This is a genomic window from Micromonospora profundi (assembly GCF_011927785.1).
Taxonomy (GTDB): domain Bacteria; phylum Actinomycetota; class Actinomycetes; order Mycobacteriales; family Micromonosporaceae; genus Micromonospora; species Micromonospora profundi.
Map to the genome: position 1 here is coordinate 2,796,716 of NZ_JAATJK010000001.1, position 25,839 is coordinate 2,822,554.

Genomic DNA, 25,839 nt, shown 5'->3' on the forward strand with positions numbered 1-25,839 from the left:
CTCACTCGTCTCCGCGGCCCCGGCCGGAACCGTCGCGGACCAGCGTGACAAGTACGACGAGCGCGAGCAACGCCACGACCGCGCTGAAGATCTCGGCGGCCGTCCGTAGGCCGATCGCCTGGGCGAGCAGGCCGACCGCGACCGCCGGCACGCCCAGCATGGTGAACAGGATGGCGAAGAAGGTCGACACCGTCGCACTCTGGTGCTCGTGCGGGGCCTTCACCGTGATGGTGGCGATGCCGTCGCCCACCGCGACCCCGGAGGCCACCCCGTTGACCGCCGCGCCGAGGAACAACGGGAGCAGCAGCACCATAGACATGCTGAGCCCGATGAGGGCGGCCCCCACGATCAGGCCGGCGCAGGCGGCGACCAGTGCGGCGCGGGAGGGCAGCACCCGGGTCAGGAGTTGCCCGAACGCGGCGCCGGTGAACGCCACGAACACGACGAGCGCGGCCAGGGTGTGCGAGGTCTTGTGTAGCTCCATGCCGAGGAACAGTCCGCTCACCGCCGTGAGCACGCCCAGCGCCGCGAAGCCGGCGCCCGCGGTGAGCGCGGAACGGACGAATTCGCCACGGATCTCCGGCGGTACGTGCAGCCGTTGCGGCCGCAGGTTCAGCGGCGAGCGGTGCGGCACCGTCTCGGGCACTCCGATCATCAGGACGATCGCGACGATCGCCAGGATGAGCACGATGGCCCAGGGCACCCGCAGCGGATCGGGGGCGACGTCCGAGACGATCCCCGCCAACAGGGTGCCGGCGGCGAGACCACCCAGGTTCGCGAAGATCGCCACGGTGCCGGCCCGTCTCGGGTGGCGTGGGCTGATCAGCTCGGTCAGCGCCGCCGTCCCCGCTCCGATCACCAGCGCGGCGGACAGACCGGCGAGCACCCGACCGATCACGATCATCGCGAGGTCCACGGCGCCCAGGAAGACCGCGTCGGCGACGACCGAGAGGACGAGCGCGGCGAGGATGACCGGGCGGCGGCCGATCTGGTCGGCGAGCCGTCCGAAGAGCAGCAGGCCCACGACCACGCCGAGCGCGTACAGCGCGTAGACCACTGTCACCGTCAACGACGAGAAGCCGAACTCCATCTCGTAGATCGGGTAGAGCGGCGTCGGCACCGTGGTCCCCACCAGGGTGATCCAGAACGCGAATGCGACGCGCACCGCCCCGGAGGTGGAACTGGGCCGGGAAATCGCACCTTCGGTGTGGCTGGCGTTGGACATGGTCAGTCCCTTCGGGGCTCGGCCATCACGGCGGGACCGCCGCCCACATCCCCGCACCGTGGCGACCGACCCCGCGTACAGCATGGGTGTCGACCTTGGTGGGGGTGCGGTCAAAGCCCTTAAACGCCCTCATCAGGTGGCGGATGTGCGGGCGGCCGGTCGCCGCCCGCACACGACACGCCGTCACTCCGGGTACGAGGGTCCCGGCTCGGTCCGCAACATGCGCTTGAGCATGCGGTTCGCTTCCCGCATGTCATCGGTGATCAGTCGGGTGCGCACCGTTCCCTTGCCGGTCAGCTTGCCGCCCACTTCGAAGACGGCCGTCTCGCCCGGCAGCGGCACCGCCTGACACCCGGTGTACCGCTCGGCGGGCAGCCGGCCGTCGAGCAGGTACGCGTACACCGGGTCGTCCACGCACGGCGTGTAGTACGGGAAGACACCGTGGCTGCCCTCGTTGTCGACGCTGATCATCGACGCACCGGGCAGCTTCTTCGAGGCCGCCAGCGCGCCCTCGTACGCCGTGGCGACGTCGAGCTCGTCCTGCAACATCAGCACCTTGGGGAACGTCTTCTTGTCGAACTTGGGCATCCGGTTGCTCGTCGGCCAGTACGCGCAGGCCGGCGGGTTCTGCAGGTACGGGGCGACAAGCGGGGCGTCGCGGGTGAGGCGGCGGCTGAACGCGTTCCAGTGCCCGATGCTGTCGTTCCACTGCCCGTCCTGGCAGCGGATCACCTCGAAGACGTAGTCGATGTCGTACGTGTACTCGGCGGTGCCCTGCGCGAGCCGGCTGCGGTCACGCTGGGTCTTCAGCGCGGCCTCGGCGGTGACCCGCGCCTGCTCGATGTAGGCGCGGTCGTCGGCGGTTATCCCCGGTGCGACGAGCAGCTTCGCGGTGGCGGCGGCGAGGATCTGCTCGGGCGTCCAGCCGTTCCACTCCTCGTAGTACTGGATGACCGTGTTCACGGCCGCCGCCGCGGTCGGGTAGTTCTGGGTGTCGTAGAGGGCGCCGAGAATGAACCAGCCGAACATGAACGGGCCCATGCCGACGCGGGTGCCACCTGCCCGCTCGAACATCTCCCGGATCTTCATCGGGTCGGTGCCCCTGCCGTACAGGTCGTCGTGACGGGCCATGTACGGCATCAACTGCTCCTGGAACGCCCGGTCACGGGTGAACGGTTGCAGGTCCCACGTCTCCTGCAACGTGGGCGAGCCGGCGGCGGCCACCGAGTCGAGCACCATCCGGCCTGTACGGCTGCCGAACGTCGCCGCGTACCAGGTGCCCAGCCAGGTGCCGTACGAGTAGCCGAGGTAGTTGAGCTTCCGCTCCCCCAGCAGCACCCGGATGAAGTCCATGTCGTACGTGGTCTGCTCGGTGGTGATGTACCTCGTCAGCTCGGTGCTGCGGCAGCCGGCCACGTTGGCCTGGGTGATCTGGTCGTTCGTGACGTCGGTGTCGCGATAGGTAACCCGGCACAGCAGCGGGGTGCTCTGCCCGACGCCGCGCGGGTCGAACCCGATCACGTCGTAGTGCTCGGCGAGCGTCGGCGCGGACTGCGCCACGTACGGCGCCAGCGACAGGCCACTGCCACCGGGGCCACCCGGGTTGACGAGCAGGATGCCCTTGCGGTCACTGCTGGAGGCGACGGTGCGGCTGACGCGTACCTGGATCGTCTGCCCGTCGCGCGGGTTGTGCCAGTCGCGCGGGACGGTGACCGTCGCGCACGCCAGGCGCAGGTCGGCGACGTCCTCGGGGCTGACGCCGTCCAACCCGCACGGCTCCCAGGAGAGGCGCTGGTTGGTCAGTGACGCGGCCAGGGCGGCGGTGTCCGGCTCGGTCACCGTTGCCGCGGCGGCCGGCGTCACGGCCGTACCGCTGGTCAGGACGGCGGCGACAAGCGTCGCGGTGAGCAGGGCGGCCGGCCGGCGTGAGCGGCGCGACCCGGTCGTGGGATGGGGCATCGTCCCGTCCTCTCCTGGAGCGGATGCTCGAACGACCTTCACCCTGGGCCAGAAGTGTTTCGCCGCTACGGTTCCGGCGTGACGAAGACCGGCCATGGCATGATCCGGCCAATCACAGCCAGCCACGGCGGCTTGCCTGCACGCCGAGTTGGAACCGGCTCCGCGCGCCGAGCAACTCCTGTAGGCGACTGACCCGGCGGTGCACCGTACGGTTGCTGACGCCGAGGTCACGGGCGATGGCTTCGTCGGTCAGGCCGGCGGTGAGCAACGCGAGGAGCCGTTGCGTGGCGGCCGTCGGTTCGGCGGCCGGCTGGGCGGCGTCGGTGGTGGCGTGGATGGGCGCGCCGAGCCGCCAGAACACCTCGAACAACTCGGAGAGCCCATCCAGCAGGCGGGAGCGGTGCACAAGCATCGCGTCGGCGTCGTCGCCGCGAGGCAGGACGACGAGGCCACTGTCGGCGTCGGTGAGCATCATCTTCAGCGGAAGCTCCGGGAAGACCCGCGCCTGCTCCCCGGCGGCGACGGCGTCCCGCACCGCCGCAAGCATCGCCTCGTCGTGCAGCAGCTCACCCTCGTAGACGCAGCGGTAGCGCAGGCCGCGTCGCAGCGCGTCGTACTGCACCTCTTCCGGGACCCGGGCGGTGTCGCGCAGGTACGGCCCGCGCTCCAGACCCCGTACCTCGGTGCGGGCACCGGCCTGCAACTGGCGGAACAGCTCCCGTACGGCGTGCTTGCCCTCGATGACCTCGACGAACGCCGCCCCCGTTCCGTGGACGGCCGTGTAGAGCCCGGACAGCGTCTCCGCGGCGGCACGTGCCCGAGCGGCCTCCATCTCCCGCTGCGCGGCCCAACTCTCCAGGGCGCTGCGCGGCGGCCGGACGTGCAGCACGCCGGCGGCGTCGCGGTGCACCGCACCGATGCTCACCAGCCCCGCGAGGGCCGGGCCGGCCTGAGGGGCCACCGTGGACAGGAACTCCCGCTGCGCCACGGGCGCGACCCGCAACAGGTCCTGATACACGTCGGCGGCGCCCGGCGGAAGCGGAAGCGACCCGACGTCAGGGGCAGAGGGCATGCCGGCGGGTTCGGTCCGCATGCCCGGGGATCGTAGAGCTCCCCTGTTACGGCAGCCCACACAGCCGGGCACCGCCCTTACGGTCAGCTGGCGGGTTCGTCCTTGGAACCTTCGTCCTCGGAGCGTTCGTCCTTGGAATCTTCGCCCTCGGGTTTCCGGTGGTACTCGGGGCGGAGCTTCGCGCTGGCGAACGCCGCCTGAACCGCCGCCGAGAGCGCCACCATGTCGTACGCGCCGTGATGGCGCCGACCGTTGACGAAGAAGGTAGGGGTTCCGGTGACCCCACTGAGATCGGCGGAGTCGACGTCCTCGGCGATGCGGTCGACGCCCCTCCGCTCGGCCATGTGCTCGCGGAACCGGTCGAGGTCAAGGCCGAGCTGGTCGGCGTAGCCGAGCACGTCGGGGGCGTCCAGCGCGCCCTGGTGTGTGAGAAGCAGATCGTGCATCTCCCAGAACGCGCCCTGCTCGCCCGCCGCCTCGGCCGCCTCGGCGGCGAGCTGGGCACGCGGGTGGACATCGGTCAGCGGCAGGTGCCGCCAGACGTACCGGACGTTGGCGAAGGCCTCCAGCAGGTCCCGCACCACCGGCTCGGCCTGCCCGCAGTAGGGGCACTCGAAGTCCCCGTACTCCACGACCGTCACCGGCGCATCGTCCGACCCGCGAACGTGGTCGCGCTCCGGATCGACCGGAAGCATCAGGTCGACGATCCCCTCGGTGACGCCCAGCAGCGCCCGCGCGCGCCGCGCCGGCGGCAGCCGCGCGGCGAAGCGGAACACCAACCAGGTGATGACGGACGCGCCGATCGTCGAGACGAGGATGCCGAGCTTCGCCTCGTCCAGGGCCGGGCCGCTGAGGGCATGGGTGGCGATCAGCAGGGCGACTGTGAAGCCGATGCCCGAGATGGTGCCCACCCCGGTGACCGCGACCCAGCCGACCGGTGGCCGCAACCGGTTGCCGCTCAGCCGCGTCACCAGCCACGAGGTGACCACGATCCCGACCGGCTTGCCGACGATGTACGCCGCCACGACGCCGATCGTGACCGGCGAGGTCACCGCAGCGGCCAGAAGCTCGCCATCGATCACGATCCCGACGTTCGCCAGCGCGAAGAGCGGCACCACCAGGTAGCTCGCCAGCGGATGGTAGAGGGTCTGCAACCGCTCGTTCGGCGACAGCGTCGAGTTGAGCCGGGCCTGGGCCATGCGGGCGAGCTGCGGGGTGGGTTGTTCGCGGAAGAGACGGAACTGGTCGCTCGCCTGCTCCAACTCGGTGCGACCGGGGGCGTAGGCGTAGGTCAGCAACCCCATGACCAGGCCCACCACGACCGGGTCGACACCGGACTCCGACACCGCGACCCAGGCCGCCACTCCCAGCAGCGCGAAGACCGGCCCGAACCGCACGCCCAACGCCCGGACAAGCAGGACCACGCCGAAGATCGCCGCCGCCACGAGCAGCGCCGTCGGCGACGGATGGTGTGGGTACGCGATCGCCAGCACCGCGATCGCGACCAGGTCGTCGATGACGGAGACCGTCAGCAGGAAGCCCCGCAACCGGTCCGAGAAGCGCGGCCCGAAGACGGCCAGCGCGCCGAGCGCCAGCGCGGTGTCCGTGGCCATCACCGCACCCCACCCCGCGGCGCTCGTGTGCCCCGCGGTGATCGCGAGATAGATGCCGACCGGCACCAGCATGCCGGCGATCCCGGCCAGCATCGGCAACGCCAGCCGCCGACGCTCCCGCAGCTCGCCGATGTCGAACTCCCGGCGCAGCTCCAACCCGACGACCAGGAAGAAGAACGTCATGAGGCCGCTGTTGACCCAGAACCGCAGGTCGTGTGCCACGCGCCAGTCGCCGAACTGGACGGAGAAGGACGTGCTCCACAGCGACTCGTATGACGACGCGTGCAGGTTGGCCCACACCAGAGCCGCCAACGCGGCGACCACCACCACCCGCGCGCCGCCGGTCTCGGTGTGCAGGAAGGCGCGCAGCGGGGCGTTGAAACGGCCCTCCCAGGTGGTCCGGTCGGACCATCCCCGGCGCGGGTTGCTGCTCGTCACGGAATGATCCTCCCCGAATTGGTCGCCACCCGGCTCGGATTGGGGCGACTGTGTTGCCGCCCGTACCGCCCGGCCCGGCAATCGGGGCACGCACGCAGCGCCACCGGTTGGTAGCGTACCGGTGATCTCGCCGGCCGCCGCCGGCAGTGGTCCCCTGGGGAGGGTCGACATGTGGGCGGACGACGCTGCGCTCGACGCGGCCGGACGCCGGCTCGACGAGTGGGAGTCGTCGCTCGCCGAACGGGCACGACGGGCACAGACACTGGCGGGCACGATCCAGGGTCTGACCGGCACCGCCCGCAGCCCTGACCGGACGGTGGAGGTCACTGTCGACTCGACTGGCCTGCTGATCGACCTGCGGCTCGACGAACGTGTCCGGGACCATCCGGCCGTGAGCACCGCCCAGCAGATCCTGGCGACCGCCCAAGCGGCCCGAGCAGACCTGCTCACACAGCTCACCGCCGTGACCACAGCCGCCCTCGGCGACGACGCGAGCGCCGCCATCGACTCATACCGCAGTCGGCTGACAGCTGACGACTGGCGAGACGATGCCCGCCGGTGACGGCATCCAGGTCGACCCGGCCGACCTGACCGCACACGCCGCACGCCTCGACCGCTGCGCCGGCGGCCTCGACACCGCCCAGCAGGCCGGCCAGCACGTCCGGTTGGGCACCGACGCCTACGGTCAACTCTGCGCGATGATGCCGATGATGCTCGACGGCCTGCAACGGACCCTCGTCGACGGCATCACCACCGCCGCCGGATCGGTGCGGGACACCGCCGGCAGGCTACGCACCGGCGCCGACAGCTACCGAGGCTCCGACGACCGGGCCAAGCAACACCTCGACGAGGTGCGGCAACGCCGGTGACGTCCAACCCGCTCGTCGCCGCCCCAGCGCACACCCCGCCCAGCGCCTGGGCGGGCGTGTGGATCTGCGAGGACATCGAACTCATCGCGCAGGGCGTCCGCACCGGCAACTGGATCGACGGCAGTCTCGGCGTGGTCAGCGCCGGCCTCGACGCCCTCGCCTTCGTCAGCGACCCCGTCGGCAACCTGCTCCAGTACGGCATCGCCTGGCTCATCGAACACGTCAAGCCGCTCAGTGAAGCCCTCGACTGGCTCGCCGGCGACCCGGCGCAGATCACCGCCCACGCCCAAACCTGGCGCAACGTCTCCGCGTCACTGCGCGACGAGGCTGCCACCCTCGCCCGCGCCGTCCGCACCGACGTCGCCACCTGGGGCGGCAGCGCCGGCCCCGCCTACCGCGCCTGGGCCGCCGAACAACAGCAGGCCATCACCGGGCTCGCGCTGGGCGCCGACACCATGGCCGCGATCACCGAAGGCGCCGCCGGCCTCGTCGCCGCCGTCCGGCTCCTCGTCCGCGATGCCATCGCCACCTGCGTCTCCCGCCTCATCGTGTACGCCGCGGAACTCGTCGCCACCGGCGGCCTGGCCACACCGCTGGTCGTGGAGCAGGTCACCACGACAGTTGCGTCGTGGGGGGCGCGGATCGCGCGGATGTTGCGGGCACTGCTGGCCAGCCTGAGACGGCTGATGCCGCAGATCCGCCGGCTCGCCGACCTCATCGACAAGCTCAAGCAGGCGCTCGGACGACTCACACGGTTTGGGCCCGCCAACCGGATGGGACAGCGACGTGACTGGGCTGACCCGAGGGACCACCCTCTGCCGCCGAGCCGGCCCCCCGATTCGTACCTCTCCGCTGGTGACCCGATCTATCACTCCGACCGATCGACGGCCATCGGCTACGACGGTCTGACGATGCGAAACCTTGATAAAGTGCGACCGCTGGACGGACACCATGACGTCATCGTTCACGGCACCGACGAGGGATACTTCGTCCCCGGGAAGGTTTCAGCAGGCGGGGCGCACATGGACGGCAACGCCACCGACGCGGCGCAGATCGCCGCCGCCGTCCGAGAAAATCCCGCCTACGACGGCGGCCCGCTCCGGCTGGTCTCCTGCTATGCCGGCACCGTCAAGTCCGACCTCGACGCCGTACCACTCGGTCAACGGGTGGCCGACGAACTCGGAGTCAGCGTGCTCGCGCCTACGGCCCGCGTGGGGACCCAGCGATGGGCCGCAGAGCCCCAGCCCCCAGTCGTCGAGCGTGGCGGTTCCTGGGAGGTCTTCGTACCGCGAGCAAGGGGGCACCGATGAAGACTGTGGGGTTCTTTCGAGAATTGGGACCCAGCCAGGACGAGGTCTATGTGGAGAGCATCCACGCGCACGTGGACTCGAAGCCGCTCCCCGACGCCCTCCGGGTTGAGGATTACTTACGCCATGGGCATGGGCTCATCGACGTCATGGGTGCCGAGATCGACGTCCTCGGTAGCGGTCGACATCTCATCGGGGGCGCGTCGGTGCTGACTGACGGGGAATGGTTGTGGCGCGACGATCTCCGCTTCTATCTCGCCACCTACCACGTGCGTCTGCCCACGGACTTTCTTCAGACGGTGCGCAGCAATGATTACCAGGTGCCCGATCTTCGCGGAGAGCAGCTCCGGCTGGCCGGCGAGGAAGCAACACGGGTTCTCGGATACCACTGACGCACCGTCGCCGAAGACGGCGAGGCCCGAGGGCAGGGTCCGCGGGAATTCATCGTGGGGAAGTAATGGCTGGAATCATCGTGCTGCGACCCGGTGTCGACTGGACCACGACAGGCGGGCTGTTCGACTGGACGCTGGAGTTCGTGATCCCGCGCCTCGCCGACCGGCGGGCGGCCGAACACCTCCAGGAGATTGTCGACAACAACCTCGGGTCGCTCTGGGTCGAGGAACTACCTGCATCGGCTCAGCGGGAGATCGTCGACCAATGGCGGAGTGGTCTGGTCGCTGCCGGACAACAGCAACTTCCGGAGACCGAACAGAAGGCGAGCGTCCTTCGCCATCTTCAGGAGTTGGTGGAGGCGACCTACACCGCGGGTTTCCCTGGAACTGCCGGCTCGTGGTCCGACGGCGTGGCGGGTCAATGCGTACCGCGCAGGTCGGGGTGAGGAAGGATGACGTGGTGGAGCTGTACGACGTGGTTGAGCTCCGCGAAGCCGTTCCGGGAAAACAACTCCCTGCGGGAGCAGCAGGAACCGTCGCTCACATCTTCGGCGTCCCTTCGACCGCGTACGAGGTCGAGTTCGCCGACGCCGATGGTCGTACCGTCGCCTTGGTCACGCTCCGGCCCGATCAGATAATGCGCCGCAACGGCTGAGTCACTGTGCCACCGGCTTGGCCGTACCTGGCCAGGGTGTAGGTATCGCGAGCATTCACCGTCGTGAACCTCGGAGCAGACATCGCCAACTGCCGGGCATCCTCCGGTGGCAGAACAGTGGTGGACGAACCACTCCGTCAGGCCGGAAGGAGGCCGCTGATGGCCACGTTCGATGAGTGGCTCACGGCGTACGACATCGTCTACCGCGAGCTACCGGCGACATCGAGCCTCGCCTGCCCGAACTGCGATCACCGGACCCTACGCATCATCTTCATCGCACCGCCCGTCGCCGAGCACGGCTACGTCTCGTTCTGGTGCGACACCTGCCTTGAGGGAATTTACGTCTCCCGGGCTCTCATCCCCGACGGAGTCACCGCATGGTCAACGGGCGAGCCGACCGAGGAGCGCAACCGCGGCATCCCCGACTACCGTCTCGTCACCTAACGAAAGCTCCAGCGGTGGCCGGGCGCGGACTCACGTGAGCCGACTGCGTCGCGCATCGGACCGCATCGCACGCGCCGGAAGGTGCACGCCACAGCGCGCCACCACGACGAGGGAGCAGCGACGAACCGGTACGATGCGCCCATGAGCTCAGAGGCGGTTGGCAGGTACATGCCCCCTGTCGTGACGCTCGATGACCTCACGGCAATGATGGCCGCAGACGAGAACCATCGGTACGAAATCAGCCCCGAGGGAGTCGTCTCGATCATGCCGCCGCCGGGATACGCCCACGCGATCATCGCGACCCGGCTCATGGTGTGGCTCGCCCAAGGCGGCGTTCCGGCGGACCATGTTGCTCAAGCTGTCGGGCTACGCATCCCGGGTCGGGACGGCGGTGTCGGTGGACGCATCCCTGATCTGGTCGTGTGGAGCAAGGCTCAGGCAGACGGTGTCTGGTTGCCGGTGGCCGACGTGCTCCTCGTGGTCGAGATCGTTTCGCCCGGCTCCGAAGGCGTCGACACGGTGACCAAGCGCAGCGAATACGCTGCCGCCGGGATTCCCCAATACTGGGTGGTCGACCAGGATTCAGCACAGACGGTCACCATGAACCGCCTGGAGAGCGATCAGTACGTCGCCCGCGCGACCATGCCCCTGGCGTGGGTCCTCAACACGAGCTTGGACGAGCACGGGCTGAGCTGACGCGCTTCGACAGTGAAGGGCACCCAGTCGTAACGCTGTGTGTCAGGCCAGGGTGAGGCGACCGGCCGAGTCGTGGCGGAGGCGACCGCTGGTTACCGCTACGTGCAGGCCGTACCGGAGGAGCTTGTCGATTTTTTCGGTACGTCGCCGGTAGCCGAGCCGTTCCAGGCCGGCGCGCAGCAGCCGCTCCTCGTCCATGGCCGGTACGCCCTGGAGCACGTGCACGAGAGCGTTGGCCACCTCCTCCGGTGGCACCTCCTCGAACGCGCGGTCGTTGCTCGCCTGGGTGACCCGGTACGCGCGGTACGTCTGCGGGTCGACGCCTTCCGGCCAGGCATACCGGCCCAGGGTCGGGTGGGTGTGCAGCCGGCGGGAGTCAACGAGCGCCAGCACTGCTGTGCGCCGGTCCTCGCGTGTGCGCAGGAACCCGAAGCGGGCGAGGGCCAGCCGGGCGAGCCGGTGCTGCTCGACGGGACCTTCGGCGTCGATGATGTCGCGCAGCGCGTCGCGCATGAGGGCGCGTACGCGCTGGTCGGTGGCGAGCAGGTCGAGGTCGGCCTGGTCGCCGAGCGGCGTCGGGGTGTACGGAACGAATGGGCTGACCTTGATGGTGTCGGCGGCCGGCGCGGTGGCGAGTGCGGTGACGGGCGCGGGCGCCGCAGCCGGGGGTGGTTCTTCCTCGGTCGCGAGTGGCGGCGGTGACTCGGCGGCTGGCGCCGGGTGGGGCGGCTCGGCGTCTGGTGCCTGGCGTGGTTGCGGCAACTCGACGTCCCCGTGTGGGGGTGCGGCTGTTGACGGCTCGACGGTCGCGGGGGTCTCGGCGCGGGTGACGGCCTCGTCGACCCGGTCGAGCATGGCCGACCGGTCGTGGATCCACGCCGGGAGCCAGAACCGGACCACCTCCGGCCAGCCCATGATCGACCGGAGCAGGGTGGGTGCGGAGTCCCGGTCGGCCACCGTCGGCCGGGAACTCCAGTCCGGGCCGTCGAGCATGACAGCGACCTGCCATCGGGGCGAGCCCGGCTTGCGTACGGCGATGTCGACTGTGAAGTCGGAGAGGCCGTGTGACGTGCGGACCTCGTGGCCGCGCTCGCGCAGCGCCGCAGCCACCTCGTCGCGGATGCGGCTGCGCCGCTCGGTGCGGTCGGCGGTCAGGTCGCCCAGGCGGTCCGCGCCGGCGGCGGCCAGTTCGCAGTACGCCCGCAGGTGCTGTGTGCCAAGCGCGGAGGTGCGGGACAGGTCGATGTCCGAGGGGTCGAACGACGAGTAGAGGACGACCTGGCGGCGGGCGCGGGTGATGGCCACGTTGAGCCGCCGCTCGCCGCCGGCCTGGCTGAGCGGGCCGAAGTTCAGCGGGAGCTGGCCGGTTTCCGGGTTGGTGGAGAAGGCGAGGGAGAACAGGACGACGTCCCGCTCGTCGCCCTGCACGTTCTCCAGGTTCTTCACGAAGATCGGCTCCGGGACGGCCCCGGAGAGCTGCTCGCGGATGACCGGGTCGGTGCTCTCCTCCAGCAGGTTGAGGATGAGGTCACGTTGCTGGATGTTGAAGGTGACCACGCCGATCGACCGGGTGGCGGTGGCCGGGTCGTGCAGGCGACGGGTGATGTCGGCGAGGATCGCCCGCGCCTCGACCTCGTTGGTCCGTGCGCCGCCCCTGTCGTACTGGCCGTCGACGCGCTGCCAGGTGACGCCCGCGGTGCTGCTGGCGCCGGGCGACGGGAGGCTGGAGAGCTTGTTGTCGTAGTAGTAGCGGTTGGAGAAGGCGATAAGTGACTCGTCGTGGCTGCGGTAGTGCCAGGACAGCCAGCGCTGCGGCAGCCCCGATTCGACGGCCTCGCTGAGGATGCTCTCCAGGTCCTCCGGCACCGGGCCGTCGCCCTCGTCGATCTCGTCGGTGGTGTGGCTGGCCTGCATGATGCTGCTGGGCGGCATCTGCCGGGAGTCGCCGACCACCACCACGGCGCTGCCCCGACCCATCGCGCCGATCGCCTCGGCCACGCGGATCTGCGACGCCTCGTCGAAGATGACGAGGTCGAAGCGTTGGCTGCCCGGTGCCAGGAAGTTCGCCGCCGACGCGGGGCTGACCAGCACGCACGGGGTCAGTGCGAGCACCGCGTCCGGGTACTGCTCGAACAACTCCCGGAAGGACCGCCCACCTCGCTTGCGGCGAAGCTCGGCGGCGAAGTCGGCGAAACGGCCCCGACGGTCGGTGGGGCTGAAGGGCCGGCGACGGACCAGCACGGCAGGCAACTGCGTTGGCAGCGCGGACCGCAGCTCACTGGCGGCGGCCTCGAACTGGCTGATCTCGTCGTCGTGCAGTTCCGGGTCGAAGTACTGAAACCCGTTCGTCCGCACCCGCTCGGCGAGGGACGCGGCGGCGACACCCCGGCGGTAGACCTCCTCGGCGACCCCGGCGGGCAACTCGGCGCGGAGCAGCTGGTCCCGGAAGTCGGTGAGGCCGGCAGAGGCGAGCACGTCGGCGTGGCCCAGGACGGTGGCCCATCGGCGCAGCGGAAACAGCTCCTCGGCCCGCAGTTCGTGCAGCCACACCGCGCCGTCGCGCTGCCAGGCGTCGACCCAGTGCGTGCCGGCCGCCCACAGGGTCAGCTCCGGCCCGGCCGACCGCAGCACCCCACGCCAGGCCCGCCACCGGGAGACGACCCGGTCGAGCAGGGCCGCGCCGACCTCGGTGAACCCGCTGTCGAACAGCTCCCAGGCCCGCGGGTGCCGGGCCAGGAGCGCCCGGCCGGTCCGGGTCGCCTCGACCGCCTCCGCGAGCCGTTCCTGCGCGTCCGGGTCGGTGGGCTGCCACGCCGGTAGCCGCAGCCCACCAAGCGCCGCAGCCCGCTCGTGGAGCGCGGCGACCTGCGCCTGGGCGGCGACGAGCCGACCGACTGCCACCTCCACCTGGTCGGCGTCGAGCGTCGCACCGGCGACCAGGTGGACCGCGAGCCGGTCCACGATGGCCTGCCGACGTTTGCGTTTGCCGAACAGCCGCTTCGCCACCTCCTGCGCCTCGGCGTGCCAGGCCGTCAACTCGGGCCGCGCGAAGACGTCCGCGCGGAAACTCGCGAGCTCACCGGCGAACCCCTGCCGGAAGGCCGCCAGGTCCGCCTGAAGCCGGCTGACGCCGTCGTCCCACTGCCGGTCGGCGGCCCGCGCTGTGGTCTGCCGGTCCGGCAGCATTCGGCGTACGGCGAGCCACGCGGCCGCCGTCAGCTCGCCGACGGCCTCCGGGGCGGGCAACGTCCGCAGCAGATCCATCAGGTACGGGTGGGCGGCGAGGTCGGCCCGCAGGGTTTCCAACTCGGCGGCGATCTCGGTGACGGCGGCGCCGTGCAGCCCGTCGAGGGTGCGGCAGCCACTGAGCGCCCAGGGATGCGCAGCCCGCACCCGGGCCGAGCGTGCCGCCGCCGGGAACTCCCGCAGTGTCGTCTCGACCCGGGCGCGTGCGTCGGCGGGCGCGTGCAGATAGCTCACCGGGATCGGGGCGACCGGTCCCTCCCCGTACGCCAGGGTCTGCTCGTAGGCCGACCAGAGCGACATCCCGGCGGGGTTGGGGGTGTGCACCTGGACCGGGTACTCGGTCAGCGGGGCGAGGCGCGTGCGGTAGGCCGTCTCCACTGCCGTCCACGTGCCGTCGCCGTCCTGGTCGTGCTGGTCGAGGGCGTCGCGGAGCTGTTGGCGGATGGCGTTGAGGGACTGCTTGCGCCCGTGCAGGTCCAGCGCGAACGGGCCGAGGCCGATCTGCTTGAGCCGACGCTTCACCACCTCCAGCGCTGCCTGCTTCTCGGCGACGAACAGCACCGACCGGCCGGACGCGACCGCGCGGGCGATCATGTTGGTGATGGTCTGCGACTTGCCGGTGCCGGGCGGACCCTCCAGGACGAACGAGTGGCCACGCTCGGCACGCACAATGGCCTGCATCTGTGAGCCGTCGGCGGGGATCGGCAGGTGCAGGTCCGCCTCGTCGACAAGCACCTCGGCGTCGTCCGGGCGGGCCGGGTCGTCGAACGTGGCGCCGGACGACTCGACAAGGTGCCGCACCACCGGGTTCTCCATGAACCGGGGCCAGTGGTCGGTGAGGTCCCGCCACATCTGGAACGTGGAGAACTGCAACAGCCGCAGGCTTGCCGTCTCGTCGATGCGGTAGTTGAGCCGGTTGTCGACGAGGCCGGTGTTGATCGCAGCCAGGGTCTTGGCGATGTCGATGCCGTTCTCGTCGAGGACCGGCTGCTCAAGCTCCGGGATCCGGACGCTGTGCTTGACCCGCAGCCACTCGACAAGGCAGTGGTTGGGGATGGCGACCTCGGTGCCGTCGATGACCATCGCGTACGGGCGGCGGCCGCTGCCGCCCTCGATACGCACCGGCAGCAGGAACAGCGGCGCGTACGCCTCAGCCCCGGTGCTCTTTGTGTGCACGAGCGTGCCGATGGTCAGGTAGAGGTAGTTGCTGCCGGTCTCCTGCTCCATCGTGCGCGCCTCGCGCTGCAGCGTGCGCATCACCGTCTTGTAGCGCGCTTCGGTGACCCCGCCGTACACCCGCCGGTCGGTACGCAGCTCCTTGGTCAGGATCTCCGCGTCGAGTTCCTGCGCCCGGCGCGCCCCCGCCAACTCCTGGACCCGGCTGATGTCGTCCTGGGGAATGATCTGCACCTGCTTGCCGTCGTGGATCAGGTCGTCCAGCAGCGGCAACGCGCCCGCCGGCACGTGCAGGTCCAAGCCACGGCCCCGCTTGGGCAGGTTTAGCAGCGGGTTGCGCAGACTCAGGTCGAGCAGCGACTTCTTCCACTGCTGGATGCGGGCCGGCGAGCCGTCGGACTGCTGCGCCACCTCGTCGCCGTCGTCGGCGAGCTGCCGCAACTTCGCCGCCGCGACGCCGGGCGGAAGGTCGAGGGACGCGCTGATCTTCGGCGTCGCCTCGGCGTCCGCCGGGGCGGCCGCCACCAGTTCGTCGGCCGACGGCAACGGCCGGATCCCCGAACGGTGCGCCAGGTGTACGTCGACGACGCCGTGCAGGAGATGGCTCTCGACCCGGAAGTGGCCCAACCCGGCCCGTACCGCCTCGGTGAACGTCGCGGTCTGGTCGCCCGGTCCGACACGGGTCAGCTCCACCGGCACCGCCCGGCCGGAGTCGACCATCGAGATCAGCAGGTTGCTCTCGGTCACCGCAGTCGAGCCCAGCCGTTCCTCCTCCAGCAGGAAGCCGCCGAAGGCGTGGCCCTTGGTAATGAAGATGAGCGGGCGCAGCCCCGCCGCCTCCAGGCACGCGGCGTACGTGACCGACAGGTCGAGGCAGTTGCCCATCCGCCCGTCCAGCACCGCGGCGGTCGTACGGACCTTCTGCCCGCTGTTCTCGAACGATGCCGGCACGATCTGGTAGCTGATCTCCAACTGCCGCAGCGCCTCGTACACGGCGGCGGCGATCAGCGACGCCCGCTCCGCGCCGTCCTGGTAGCCCTGTAGCGAGCCGGAGCCCGTCCGTGCCAGCAGGATCTGCGCGGCAGCCCGCAGGACCGCGTCCACCGCACGGGTGTTCGGCTGCACGAAGGCCGCCAGAGTGTCGTACAGGGCGGGGCTGTTGAACCACTCGTTGTGCGCCAACACCTTTGATGGAGCAACGAGCGTCAGCGCGTTGTCGGCCGCCTCGACGGTGAGGCTGTAGTCGACAGGGAACGCCTCACCAGTGCGGTAGAGCAGGCCACGGTCGGGCGTGAAGTCCCGGAAGTCGTCCCAACTCGTGCTCGCACCGGGCCGCAGAGGTGTGGTGACCGTACGGGACCACGGCTCGGTCAACGCGCCGTCCGGGCCGCGCAACTCCAGCGTCAGCGTCACGTCGGTCAACGGCACCGAGCTGCGGTTGGTGAGCGTGAGGTGCCGGACCAACGGCACGCGGTTGTGCACCAGGGCGGCGTTGATCGCCGGCTGCACGAGCAGCCCGACGGCGAGCTGGTCGTCGTCGGCGGTGAACTGCGCGAACACGCTGTCGGACATGGGCGATTCTCCAGGTGGCGAGACCAGCGAGGGCCAGCCTAGCGGGCACCGCCCACGGCCGAGCTGGCCCACGGGCTTCTATCGACCTCCCCCACGCGAAGGTCGTTGATCAAGCTCGAAGCCTGGCACCGACGTCGATGTAGGCTCTAGGCTTCCGCCATGCTGATCATCGAAGGCGCGGGCCGGTGGACCGCACCCGCCGGGGCTGCCAACGACTGGGTCGAGCACCTGAGTGTGCCGGACCTGTCGGTGGGAACGTACTGCATCCCGGCGGGCGGTCTCGACGATCAGAGCCCGCACACCGAGGACGAGATCTACGTGGTCACCGCCGGTCGCGCCCGGATCGTGACCCCGGACGGCACGGCCGACGTTGGCCCGGGGTCGGTGATCTTCGTGCCGGCTGGCGAGGAGCACCGTTTCGACGAGGTGACCGAGGACCTGGCGTTGCTTGTGGTGTTCGGACCGGCATACGGCTCGCGCGCTCCGGGGCGGCGAGCCGAGTAGGGCGGTCGAGGTCGTCAGCAGCTCATACCCTGGCACCGGCCTCGACACTGGCTCTACTAGCGCGCCCACTCCGGCGGTGGCACCACGGCGAGCTGCGGTTCCCCGGGAATCGGCTCCAGCGCGTACACGATCCGCAGGTCGCCGTCGGCGGCGGCGTCCTCGTCGGTCATCACCCGGCCGCTGCTTCCGTCGGAGCTGACAAGCAGCCACCGGTCGGGATAGACGCTGCCGTCGTCCACAAGTGCCCGCACCCCGAAGGTACGCGCCAGGCTGATGGCGAGATCCCGCTCGTTGCGGCCGGTGGCGTCGGCGAGTTCGGTGTCGCCGGTGAGGATCCAGCCAAACTCCTCGTCCTCGTCGGGCGGGGTGAACATGGCCACCGGCCGGGGGTCGTCCACGGCCCGGTCCTCGATCCGGCCGACGTACACGGCCTCGGGGGCGATGCCGTAGTCCTGTTGCAGGTGCCGGCGCAGCGCGTCGGCGGGCAACTCGGCCTCGAAGTGGATCTGGTACTGCACCTCTACCCCCGGTAGCTCTTGTGATGGCGGAACACGTCGAGCGCGCGCTCCTGCGCGGCCTCGGTCAGGAACGGGTTCCGGGCCATTGCCGCCTTGGCCCTCTCGATGTCGCCACCAGCGGCAATGTACTCCTTGAGCGCGCCGTACTCGGCTCGGCTGAGCTGTTCGAGTCCCGGCCCCGCCTCGGGAAAGACAGTGCCGCTCGGCTCCACGGCGTACGTGCGGCCGTTCACCTCGTACCGTTGGCGGTCCGGATCCCATTTCGCGCGGCCGGCGGCGATGTCGTCGAGGTCCTTGGCCACGTCGGTCCCGGGCAGAACCACAGTGTTGACCTCTTTGCTGGGGTTCTTGGGGCGGATGCTGTCGAGGTTGTGTCGCGAGTTCGGCGGCTTGAGCGGAATCTTGCCGGCCGGGCCGGGGACCGCCCGTCGGGCGGCCTCGGCGGCGTCGTCGGCAGCCTTCGGCCCCACCTCCTTGGCCTCGCGCATCGCGGCCGAGGCGGCCTTCGCGATGATTCCGGAGGCGGCGTCGTCTGCGCCCTTGCGGCCGCGCCTACCCAAGGATCGCCTCCAGTGCCTGGCCGATCAGGAAGTCGATGGCGATGTCGACCAACTTCTTGAAGACCGGAATCTCCAACAGGGACGCACCGAACGTCGGGGCCGCCGTGGCGATGGCCTGCGCGATCGAGATGGCCAGCAGGGTGAGCTGCACAATGACGTTGATCTTCAGTGCGAGGACGACGAGGGCGCAGACCAGCAGGGCGGCGCCCACCGCACGGGCACCGAAGCCGAGATCCTGGAGTACGGCGGCAGCGGAGTCGGAGTCCGACCACTGGCCGCGGAAGGCTTCCAGCGCGCTGCCGTCGTTGCCGGCGAGCAGCGCGACGGCCGCGGTGGCGTCGGTCGCTGCGGCATCCGCCTCGGCGCCGAACGCGATCCACGCCTGAGCGAGCTCGAAGAGCCGTTCCTCGTCGCTCTCCGGCCACACATAGCCGAGTTCGTTCAGCAGTCCAGACAGCTCGCCGGGGATCTGAATGCCCATCGGCTTCAGTTGAACCTGTCGAAGAGGGCAGCGTTACGCGACTCGACCTCGTCGTACGCCGTACCCATCTTGGCGAGCCCGTCGCCGAAACCGGCGAAGGCCGCGACCACCGACGTGATCGACTGCTCGGCGATCTGCTGGGCCGCCTGGTACGACGCGCCGATCAGCCCACCCACGTCGTCACCGCCGAAGATGTCACCCATGCCGTCCGCTGTCGCGCGCAGCCGCTGCCACTGCTGCTCAAGGCGCTCACCCGCCCGCTGCACGCCGCCGGCCGCCAGCCGCAGCTGCTCCGAGTCGACATCCAGGGGCCTCACCGTCGTGGTGTCCTCAGCAGTGCGACGACGTCCTGAAGTGCCTCGTTCATCTGGGCCATCTGTCGCAACGAACGGTCCTGCACCTCCTGGAGCCCTCCGGCCAGGCTGTCGAGTTCCACGGCAGGAAGCTCGGGCTGGTGACTGCCGAGGTCGTCGAGCGCCGCGTTGACCGCCGCCCTGACATGCTCCATCAGATCCTGCGCCGGCAACCGCATCAGCCTCGGGTCGACAGTCAGCTCGTCGACGCGCCCGCCGCGAACCGCCGCCCGAACCTGGCCGTCGAGCGCCTCGCCGTGACCGACGGGCTGTTCGTCGTCGGCCGGCGCCTCGCCCGAGGTGCGGGAACGCGCCGCCTCCAGGGCCTGTCGCGTCTCGCTGAGCAGAGCGTCCAGACCGGTCAGGTGAGCATCGTTCGGCACAGCACCGAAAAATACCAGCCGAACACCATCCGTGATGACCCGCCGAAGCGCCCCATGGACGCTGACCTAGCGTTGCACCGAACCGATCCGGTCACCGGCGCAGGCGGCGCGAGCACTCACCGTCGTGCCCGTCGCGCAGGAGGCAACGTCGACCGCCCGGCAGACGTAGATCGCAGAACACCCGGTGGCGCAGGAACTGCGCGTCCTCTTCGGAGACAGTGGTCTCCCCCGGGTCCGCCATCGGCAGTACAAGCATCCAGCGACCGACCACCCGGGCCAGGCGCTGCGCGGCAGGCAGGTCGGCGGCCACGACGGGCAGGTGGATGACGTACCGCTGGCTCATCGGTTGCGGTCCCGGTCGTTGCGAGCGCGGGCCTGCTCGGTCTGCCAGCGGCGCAGCGCGTGCTTGATCCGGGCGGTTTCGAGGCGACTCTCGGCGAGAGCGGCGTAGACGGCGGCCATGTCGCCCGCGACCCGGTCGAGGAAGGCGTACACGTCGTCGGGGTTCAAACCGCGACGTCCGAGCCCGGTCGGCGCGAAGCGGCGCTCACGCACCTGCCACGGCAACAGACTGGTGTACGCGCCGGAGCGGTACGTCGTACCACCGCTCGCCGGCTCTGGTCGCTGGTTTCTGGCGCTCATGTCTGCCTGCCTTCCCGGCGCGCAGGGCGGAGGTGTTCGGGGAAGCACGGCGGCCGTTCGGGGGGACCAAACAGCCGCCGCGCTGTGATCAGTCTGCGACACTCCGCAGTAGAAATGCAACGTTCCATGCCGCGATTTCGCTGTTATGCATTGACTTTCTTTGCTGAAACCCGTAGGAGTTGCAGGAGCAGGTCACGCAGTGTTGCGTGATGGAACCAGGGAGTGTGTAGATGCCCGACGACATCGGATCGACAGTCCCGCGTCGGCAACTCGGCCGGCTGCTTCGGCAGTTCCGCAACGAGGCCGGAGTGACGCTCGACGCCGCTGCAGAGGCCCTCGAGTACAGCCGGCAGAAGATCTGGCGCCTCGAATGTGGCCAAGGCTCGGTCCGGGTCCTCGACGTCAAGGCCATGTGCGAGCTGTACGGGGTGTCACCCGAGATGACCGACGCGATGCGCGGGCTCGCCGCCGAGACGAAGTCGAAGGGCTGGTGGCACGCGTACGGCGACGCGGTGCCGAACTGGTTCGAGCTGTACGTGGGGCTCGAATCCGCCGCCTCCCGGCTCAGAGGCTTCGACGAGTCCCTGATCCCTGGCATCCTGCAGACCAAGGGTTATGCCGACTCGCTGTTCCGGCTTGGCCGGATGCTCAGTGACGAGGAGCGGGAGCGCGCCGTCCAGGTGAGGATCCAGCGGCAAGCACTCCTCACCCGGCGGCTCCCGGCGGCGCCACGGCTGGAGTCGGTGCTGTCCGAAGCTGTACTTCGACGAACGGTCGGTGGCCCGAGCGTCATGACCGCTCAACTCGACCGTCTGGTCGAACTATCGGAGGCACCGAACGTGTCAGTCCGAGTGCTGCCATTGGCGGCGGGACCACAGCCCGGCGCGGTCGCTGGCACCTTCATGATCCTCGACTTCCCCGCGACCAAAGGCGGTAGAACAGCCCCGGAGCCGTCGGTCATCTACAGCGAGTCGCTGACCGGTGCGCTCTACCTCGACAAGCCCGAAGAGTTGGCCGCTTACGAGCGGGTCTGGAGAGGGCTGGATGCAATGGCCCTCGGCGAGGCAGAATCGAAGGACATGATCAAGAGGATTTCCGGGGAGATGCGGCATGACTGACCTGACCGGCGCCGTCTGGCGCAAGAGCACCCGCAGCGGCGACAACGGCGGCGCGTGTGTCGAGGTCGCTACCACCCTCCCCGATGTGGTCGCTGTCCGCGATTCGAAGAACACCGAAGGGCCGGCACTCCGCTTCGATCGATCCAGCTGGCAACTGTTCACAGCGGCGGTCAAGTCTGCTGCTCTCCCCGGCTTCTGAGTGCACATCGGCGCTCCTGGCACGCTGCCAGCCGAGGATACGGCGCCTGCGATGCTTCAGGTCATGGATGAATTGACGAGTCGCGTCCGGGCGTTCGCAGAAGAGCGGGACTGGCAGCAGTTCCACACGCCCAAGAACCTGGCCATGGCCCTCGCGGGCGAGGTGGGCGAACTGATTGCCGAATTCCAGTGGCTGACACCTGAGCAGTCCGCGGTTGTTATGTCCGACCCGAACGCCGGTAGCCGGGTGAAAGCCGAGATGGGCGACGTGATGATCTACCTGACCCGGCTGGCCGATGTGCTCGGCGTCGATCTGATAGAGGCGGCCCTGACCAAGCTGGAGGATTCAGCCCGCCGCTACCCGGTGGACCAGGCTCGCGGTTCGGCGGTAAAGCGATAGGAAGGGCCAATGTCGGCATGGCGTTGAGTTGATCTCTTCGCTACAGTCCTTGCCGTAGAAGCGCGTCACGACGGGCTTCCGGTGATTACCGGACACGCCCCCATGCGCACGATCACTTCGTGCTGCCCGGGGGCAAGTGTTGTCAGCGTTCCGTACGTCCGCCGATGGTCTGCTGCGCCTGGTTGGCAGCGGCGTTCTTGAAGACCGGATCGTGGAGCAGATCGGTCGGAACGTGAGCCCGGCAGAACGCCGCGCGTGGTCGCGCAGCCTCGGGGTGCTGGGGCAGGATCTCGCTGACGCCGGTCTGGGCCAGGTCGAGATGCTGGTCGAATACCAGCTTCCACTGACCAGCAAGCGGGTCGACGTGGTGCTCGCCGGCGTCGACCCGCGAACGGCCGAGGACTCCTACGTCGTCGTGGAGTTGAAGCAGTGGTCCTACGCCGAGACGTACGACGGCGCTGAGAACCTTGTGGCAGTGGAGCACGCGCGAGGCCCGAGACTGCATCCGGGCGTCCAGGTCGAGGGTTACTGCGAGTACCTCACCGACTTTCTCGGAATTCTCGCCGAGCACCGGAATCCGGTGCTCGGCGTGGCGTACCTGCACAACGCCGTCGATCGCGACATCAGCGACCTGTTCGACCGCCCGGCAACCGAGCAGAGTCGGATCTTCACAAAGCAGCGGCGGGGTCAGTTCCTCGCTTACCTGCGTAAGCATCTCGCCCCGAAATCAGGCGCTAACGCCGCCGACCGTTTTCTCACCAGCACCGTCCGGCCGAGCCGGCACCTCCTGAGGTACGCCGCGCAGGAGCTGAAGGATCGATCGCATTTCACATTGCTGGACGATCAACGCGTGGCGTACGAGTTGGTTCTGCACGCTGTCGAGCGTGCCCGATCGGCGGATCGCAAATCGGTAGTGGTCGTCTCCGGTGGGCCCGGTAGCGGCAAGAGCGTGATCGCGCTGTCGGTGCTGGGCGAGTTGGCACGCCAGAACCGTTCCGTTATGCACGCAACGGGCTCGCGGTCGTTCACACAGACCTTGCGACGATACGCTGGCAAGGGCTCGACCCGATTGAAGAACCTGTTCGGCTACTTCAACAGCTTCATGTCCGCCGAGCGTAACGGTCTGGACGTGCTGATCTGCGACGAAGCGCACCGCATCCGGGAGACCTCTGTCAACCGGTACACCCCGAAAGCGAAGCGCGACAAAGCTCGTCCGCAGATCGACGAACTCATCGCCGTCGCCCGGGTTCCGGTCTTTCTGCTCGATGAGCACCAGGTGGTGAAGCCCGGCGAGCTGGGCAACGTCGACGTCATCTCGTCGTACGCGAAGCAGCTCAACCTTGATGTCGAGGTGGTGTCGCTGCACAGCCAGTTCCGCTGCGGCGGCAGCGAAGCGTACGAGCGATGGGTTGTTGACCTGCTCGGCCTCGACGGCGGCGAGCCGACGATCTGGACCGGCGACGGGAGGGTCGACCTGGGTCTCGCGGAGTCGCCCGAGGAGTTGGAAGCCTTCCTCGCCGGAAAGCAGGCGGCCGGCGTGACGGCGCGGATGTCCGCCGGGTACTGCTGGCCCTGGAGCGATCCACGCCCGGACGACACCCTGGTACCGGACGTGCAGGTCGGCGGCTGGTCTCGCCCCTGGAACGTCAAGAGCGACCGCAGCGTCGGGGAAGCACCAGGCAGCGCGTTCTGGGCCACCGACCCGAACGGCTTCGGCCAGGTGGGCTGCGTCTACACCGCGCAGGGCTTCGAGTACGACTGGTCGGGCGTCATCATGGGGCCGGACCTTGTGGCTCGGGAGGGGCGTCTGGTCGCGCGACGCGAGGAGTCGAAGGATCCGGCGTTTCGGAATCGCAAGTCGGTCAGCGATGCCGAAGCGGAACTGCTGATCCGCAACACCTACAAGGTCCTCTTGACCCGCGGAATGCAGGGCACGATCGTCTACTCCACTGATCCCGAGACACGGGAGTACCTCGCCTCACTGGTCAAGGTGGTCCGTCCGGTCGAGACGGTCTACGAGGCGACCGGCGACCTCAGCTGATCTCCCCGGCTGTGCTCACGGGATGGCCGGGATCCCCCGCCACGGCGTCGAAGTTGCGCATGGTGGAACTGTCGTAGCCAGTGGCAGTGCTGTTCGGCCGGCGGTACAAGGGATATCGCCTTGTCTTACCAGCCTGGATACGGATCTGACCGCCCGCAGCCGCCGATCTCGGCGCACTAGACCTGTTCAGCCACTAGCGTCTGGACACTTTGCGGCATGAGGTGTCGCTCCGGTTGACCCGGGGTGACCGCATTGACACGTATTGTTTGCTCCCGTTGCCGATCATGAAGGATGTGGGATGGCGCCTGAGGCCGACGGATCCGAGAACGAACTCTCCGTACCAGCTGATCACGGCCCCGATACCACTGTGCCGCATGGCGAGGACCCGGTGGTCAGCCTGGTCGAGATCGAGCCGGGCGTGGCCGTACTCTTCGCCGACCAGCCGCCCGTCGGCTTGGACCTGATCCCTTTCGGGATGATGAGCTCCCAAGCAAACCAGGGCCTGACCGACAAACTCGCGATGGCCTCCGGCATCGCCAATCTGGCGGCACAGGGTGCTCAGGGTCTGACCACCGTGCAAGGGCTGGTGCGTCTGGCACCCGAGACTCTGCAGGCACTCAAGACCGCGCAACCGATGACGTCGGGCGGCTGGAACCTGGGGTCGCTCGTCACGAGCAACGGAAAGATCGCCGCCTCCGTGCGCTGGGCGCCCGTGACAGGGGCGCAGACCGCATCCATACTCTCCGCCCTCGGGCCGGCCGCCGCGCTCCTGGCCCTACAGGTGCAGTTGGCGTCGATCTCGCGTCGTATCGACGAGAACGTCCAACTCACCCGTGACGTTCTCCAAGCGCTGCACGAGGATCAGTGGACGACACTTCTCGGCCTGCACGAGACGACGATGCGTGCGGTACGAGAGTCCCAGGCGGCGGGCACTGTCAACGACCACATCTTCGCCTCCATCGCCACCAGGGACGCAGATCTCCGCAAACAGCGGCTCCTCTTCCGGTCCCTCGTCCGCGGGCACATCAAGGCACTCGACACCGACGGGCAGAGCCGTCGCGCCCACATCCAGAAGAACATCGAGCAGATTCTCGCCGACACGCACGGCATGCTCATGGCGGAGTGGTCCTGGTATCGCTCTCAGGTGCTGCGCGCCGGTCACATCAGCCGCGACGAGGCGGACGCTGCCGAAAACGAGCGACTTCTGGCCGAGTTGGTCGCTGACACTCAGCGCGAGCACACCTCAGCCATGGACGAGGTGTCGAATCTTCTCGCCGACCTCGAACGTCAGTGTCGCTTGATCGCCGAACTCCCGGCTGAACGCAGTCTGCCGTTCACGGCCAAGCGTCAGAGCATCCGCGACAGCGTCCGCATGGCTGAGGCGTTGGCCGAGCGGGTAGCGGCCCTCCGCAACCGTGCTCACACGCAACCTGCACCACTGGATCCGCCAGTCACGGTGTTCAGTGATGCTGTGCCGGACGAACTGCTGCGGATCCTCCGTTGGATCGTGCCCGGCGGGGAGCCCTTGCTGGCCATCGCCGATGTCAACCTCGACCGCCTCGTCGGCGAGGACGCCTACCTTGGAGTGACACCCGAGCGCTTCTTCATCTCCGCGCAGAATGCCGTGCGCAAGCAGGGCACGATCGAGCGCGAGTTCCCGCTCTCGGAGATTCGCTACGTACGGTTCCGCGAGCGCGACAAGCGCGGCCCCGTTCTGGACGTCATCACCACGGACGAGAACATCAGGCTCACCTTCGACGACTGGGCGGGCAAGGGGAAAGGGCTGGACGACGCCCAGCGTCTCGGCAATCTCCTGGCCGCAGCGATGGATCTGCCCGAAAGCGAGCGGCGTACCGACCCTCTGCTGATCGGTGAGTCCCCGACGAGGGAGGCCATCGCCGCTAGCTGATCGGTCCTTCGCCGGAACGTGCGGCTCGTGCCGGTAGGGTCCAGGCACGGGCGACGAAAGGCGGACCA

The 25,839-nt window shown here is 69.1% G+C and carries 26 protein-coding genes; 14 read left to right on the forward strand and 12 right to left on the reverse strand.

Features of this window, described 5'->3' with window-relative positions; all coding sequences use genetic code 11:
* Window position 1: 1 nt before the first annotated feature.
* From F4558_RS12380 to F4558_RS12395, 4 genes are all read right to left on the reverse strand, one after another.
* Window positions 2-1,225: an MFS transporter gene (locus tag F4558_RS12380; RefSeq protein WP_082377250.1), complete on the reverse strand. Its 1,224-nt coding sequence runs from the start codon at window positions 1,223-1,225 to the stop codon at window positions 2-4.
* Window positions 1,226-1,408: 183 nt separating this feature from the next.
* Entirely contained in the window at window positions 1,409-3,184 is a 1,776-nt protein-coding gene (locus F4558_RS12385; RefSeq protein ID WP_167944099.1) for an alpha/beta hydrolase, read from the reverse strand.
* A gap of 112 nt (window positions 3,185-3,296) precedes the next feature.
* A complete protein-coding gene (locus F4558_RS12390) occupies window positions 3,297-4,277 on the reverse strand; it encodes a helix-turn-helix transcriptional regulator (protein ID WP_167944101.1) in 981 nt (326 codons plus the stop codon).
* A 62-nt stretch (window positions 4,278-4,339) separates the two neighbouring features.
* The gene (locus F4558_RS12395) at window positions 4,340-6,307 is read right to left on the reverse strand and encodes a Na+/H+ antiporter NhaA (RefSeq protein WP_167944103.1); all 1,968 of its coding nucleotides are present in this window, start codon (window positions 6,305-6,307) and stop codon (window positions 4,340-4,342) included.
* Between the two features lie 169 nt (window positions 6,308-6,476).
* Between F4558_RS12395 and F4558_RS12400 the strand changes: the two genes are divergently transcribed.
* The 8 genes from F4558_RS12400 to F4558_RS12435 all read left to right on the forward strand — a co-directional run bounded on the left by F4558_RS12400 (window position 6,477) and on the right by F4558_RS12435 (window position 10,670).
* On the forward strand, window positions 6,477-6,869 hold the full coding sequence (locus tag F4558_RS12400; RefSeq protein WP_167944105.1) for a YbaB/EbfC family nucleoid-associated protein: 393 nt from the start codon (window positions 6,477-6,479) through the stop codon (window positions 6,867-6,869).
* A complete protein-coding gene (locus tag F4558_RS12405; RefSeq protein ID WP_167944107.1) occupies window positions 6,856-7,176 on the forward strand; it encodes a type VII secretion target in 321 nt (106 codons plus the stop codon). The genes F4558_RS12400 and F4558_RS12405 overlap by 14 nt, the downstream gene beginning before the upstream one ends.
* The gene (locus F4558_RS31240) at window positions 7,173-8,486 is read left to right on the forward strand and encodes a WXG100 family type VII secretion target (RefSeq protein ID WP_209273268.1); all 1,314 of its coding nucleotides are present in this window, start codon (window positions 7,173-7,175) and stop codon (window positions 8,484-8,486) included. The genes F4558_RS12405 and F4558_RS31240 overlap by 4 nt, the downstream gene beginning before the upstream one ends.
* Window positions 8,483-8,875: a hypothetical protein gene (locus tag F4558_RS12415; protein WP_167944109.1), complete on the forward strand. Its 393-nt coding sequence runs from the start codon at window positions 8,483-8,485 to the stop codon at window positions 8,873-8,875. The genes F4558_RS31240 and F4558_RS12415 overlap by 4 nt, the downstream gene beginning before the upstream one ends.
* 65 nt (window positions 8,876-8,940) lie before the next feature.
* A complete protein-coding gene (locus F4558_RS12420; protein ID WP_209273269.1) occupies window positions 8,941-9,321 on the forward strand; it encodes a hypothetical protein in 381 nt (126 codons plus the stop codon).
* 14 nt (window positions 9,322-9,335) lie between these two features.
* Complete coding sequence (locus F4558_RS12425) at window positions 9,336-9,530, forward strand: DUF4926 domain-containing protein (protein WP_209273270.1); 195 nt, start codon at window positions 9,336-9,338, stop codon at window positions 9,528-9,530.
* Between the two features lie 159 nt (window positions 9,531-9,689).
* The gene (locus F4558_RS12430) at window positions 9,690-9,974 is read left to right on the forward strand and encodes a hypothetical protein (RefSeq protein ID WP_167944113.1); all 285 of its coding nucleotides are present in this window, start codon (window positions 9,690-9,692) and stop codon (window positions 9,972-9,974) included.
* A gap of 141 nt (window positions 9,975-10,115) precedes the next feature.
* Window positions 10,116-10,670, forward strand: coding sequence for a Uma2 family endonuclease (locus tag F4558_RS12435; protein WP_245241309.1), 555 nt, complete (start codon window positions 10,116-10,118; stop codon window positions 10,668-10,670).
* 42 nt (window positions 10,671-10,712) lie between these two features.
* Here the strand turns inward: F4558_RS12435 and proA are convergent, their stop codons facing one another.
* The gene (gene proA, locus F4558_RS12440) at window positions 10,713-16,664 is read right to left on the reverse strand and encodes an anti-phage protein ProA (protein WP_167944115.1); all 5,952 of its coding nucleotides are present in this window, start codon (window positions 16,662-16,664) and stop codon (window positions 10,713-10,715) included.
* 159 nt (window positions 16,665-16,823) lie between these two features.
* On the opposite strand from proA, the gene F4558_RS12445 reads away from it, so the two are divergent.
* Window positions 16,824-17,168, forward strand: a complete 345-nt coding sequence (locus F4558_RS12445; RefSeq protein ID WP_167944117.1) for a cupin domain-containing protein — start codon at window positions 16,824-16,826, stop codon at window positions 17,166-17,168.
* Between the two features lie 56 nt (window positions 17,169-17,224).
* Here F4558_RS12445 and F4558_RS12450 read toward each other — a convergent pair whose 3' ends face one another.
* From F4558_RS12450 to F4558_RS12480, 7 genes are all read right to left on the reverse strand, one after another.
* On the reverse strand, window positions 17,225-17,686 hold the full coding sequence (locus tag F4558_RS12450; RefSeq protein WP_306271741.1) for a hypothetical protein: 462 nt from the start codon (window positions 17,684-17,686) through the stop codon (window positions 17,225-17,227).
* A gap of 2 nt (window positions 17,687-17,688) precedes the next feature.
* Window positions 17,689-18,246, reverse strand: coding sequence for a hypothetical protein (locus F4558_RS12455; RefSeq protein WP_167944119.1), 558 nt, complete (start codon window positions 18,244-18,246; stop codon window positions 17,689-17,691).
* Window positions 18,239-18,727 (reverse strand): WXG100-like domain-containing protein, encoded by a 489-nt coding sequence (locus F4558_RS12460; protein ID WP_167944121.1) that lies wholly within the window; start codon window positions 18,725-18,727, stop codon window positions 18,239-18,241. Before F4558_RS12460 ends, F4558_RS12455 begins: the two co-directional genes overlap by 8 nt.
* A gap of 5 nt (window positions 18,728-18,732) precedes the next feature.
* The gene (locus tag F4558_RS12465) at window positions 18,733-19,044 is read right to left on the reverse strand and encodes a WXG100 family type VII secretion target (protein ID WP_167944123.1); all 312 of its coding nucleotides are present in this window, start codon (window positions 19,042-19,044) and stop codon (window positions 18,733-18,735) included.
* Entirely contained in the window at window positions 19,041-19,463 is a 423-nt protein-coding gene (locus tag F4558_RS12470) for a YbaB/EbfC family DNA-binding protein (protein WP_167944125.1), read from the reverse strand. Before F4558_RS12470 ends, F4558_RS12465 begins: the two co-directional genes overlap by 4 nt.
* A 91-nt stretch (window positions 19,464-19,554) precedes the next feature.
* Window positions 19,555-19,806: a hypothetical protein gene (locus F4558_RS12475; RefSeq protein WP_167944127.1), complete on the reverse strand. Its 252-nt coding sequence runs from the start codon at window positions 19,804-19,806 to the stop codon at window positions 19,555-19,557.
* Complete coding sequence (locus F4558_RS12480) at window positions 19,803-20,105, reverse strand: DivIVA domain-containing protein (protein ID WP_167944129.1); 303 nt, start codon at window positions 20,103-20,105, stop codon at window positions 19,803-19,805. The genes F4558_RS12475 and F4558_RS12480 overlap by 4 nt, the downstream gene beginning before the upstream one ends.
* 230 nt (window positions 20,106-20,335) lie before the next feature.
* Between F4558_RS12480 and F4558_RS12485 the strand changes: the two genes are divergently transcribed.
* The 5 genes from F4558_RS12485 to F4558_RS12505 all read left to right on the forward strand — a co-directional run bounded on the left by F4558_RS12485 (window position 20,336) and on the right by F4558_RS12505 (window position 25,771).
* Window positions 20,336-21,223 (forward strand): helix-turn-helix domain-containing protein, encoded by an 888-nt coding sequence (locus F4558_RS12485; protein WP_167944131.1) that lies wholly within the window; start codon window positions 20,336-20,338, stop codon window positions 21,221-21,223.
* Window positions 21,216-21,422 (forward strand): DUF397 domain-containing protein, encoded by a 207-nt coding sequence (locus F4558_RS12490; RefSeq protein ID WP_167944133.1) that lies wholly within the window; start codon window positions 21,216-21,218, stop codon window positions 21,420-21,422. Before F4558_RS12485 ends, F4558_RS12490 begins: the two co-directional genes overlap by 8 nt.
* Window positions 21,423-21,485: 63 nt before the next feature.
* A complete protein-coding gene (locus F4558_RS12495) occupies window positions 21,486-21,821 on the forward strand; it encodes a nucleotide pyrophosphohydrolase (protein WP_167944134.1) in 336 nt (111 codons plus the stop codon).
* Between the two features lie 139 nt (window positions 21,822-21,960).
* The gene (locus tag F4558_RS12500) at window positions 21,961-23,862 is read left to right on the forward strand and encodes a DUF2075 domain-containing protein (protein WP_167944136.1); all 1,902 of its coding nucleotides are present in this window, start codon (window positions 21,961-21,963) and stop codon (window positions 23,860-23,862) included.
* Window positions 23,863-24,160: 298 nt separating this feature from the next.
* A complete protein-coding gene (locus F4558_RS12505; RefSeq protein ID WP_167944137.1) occupies window positions 24,161-25,771 on the forward strand; it encodes a hypothetical protein in 1,611 nt (536 codons plus the stop codon).
* The last annotated feature ends 68 nt before the right edge of the window (window positions 25,772-25,839 follow it).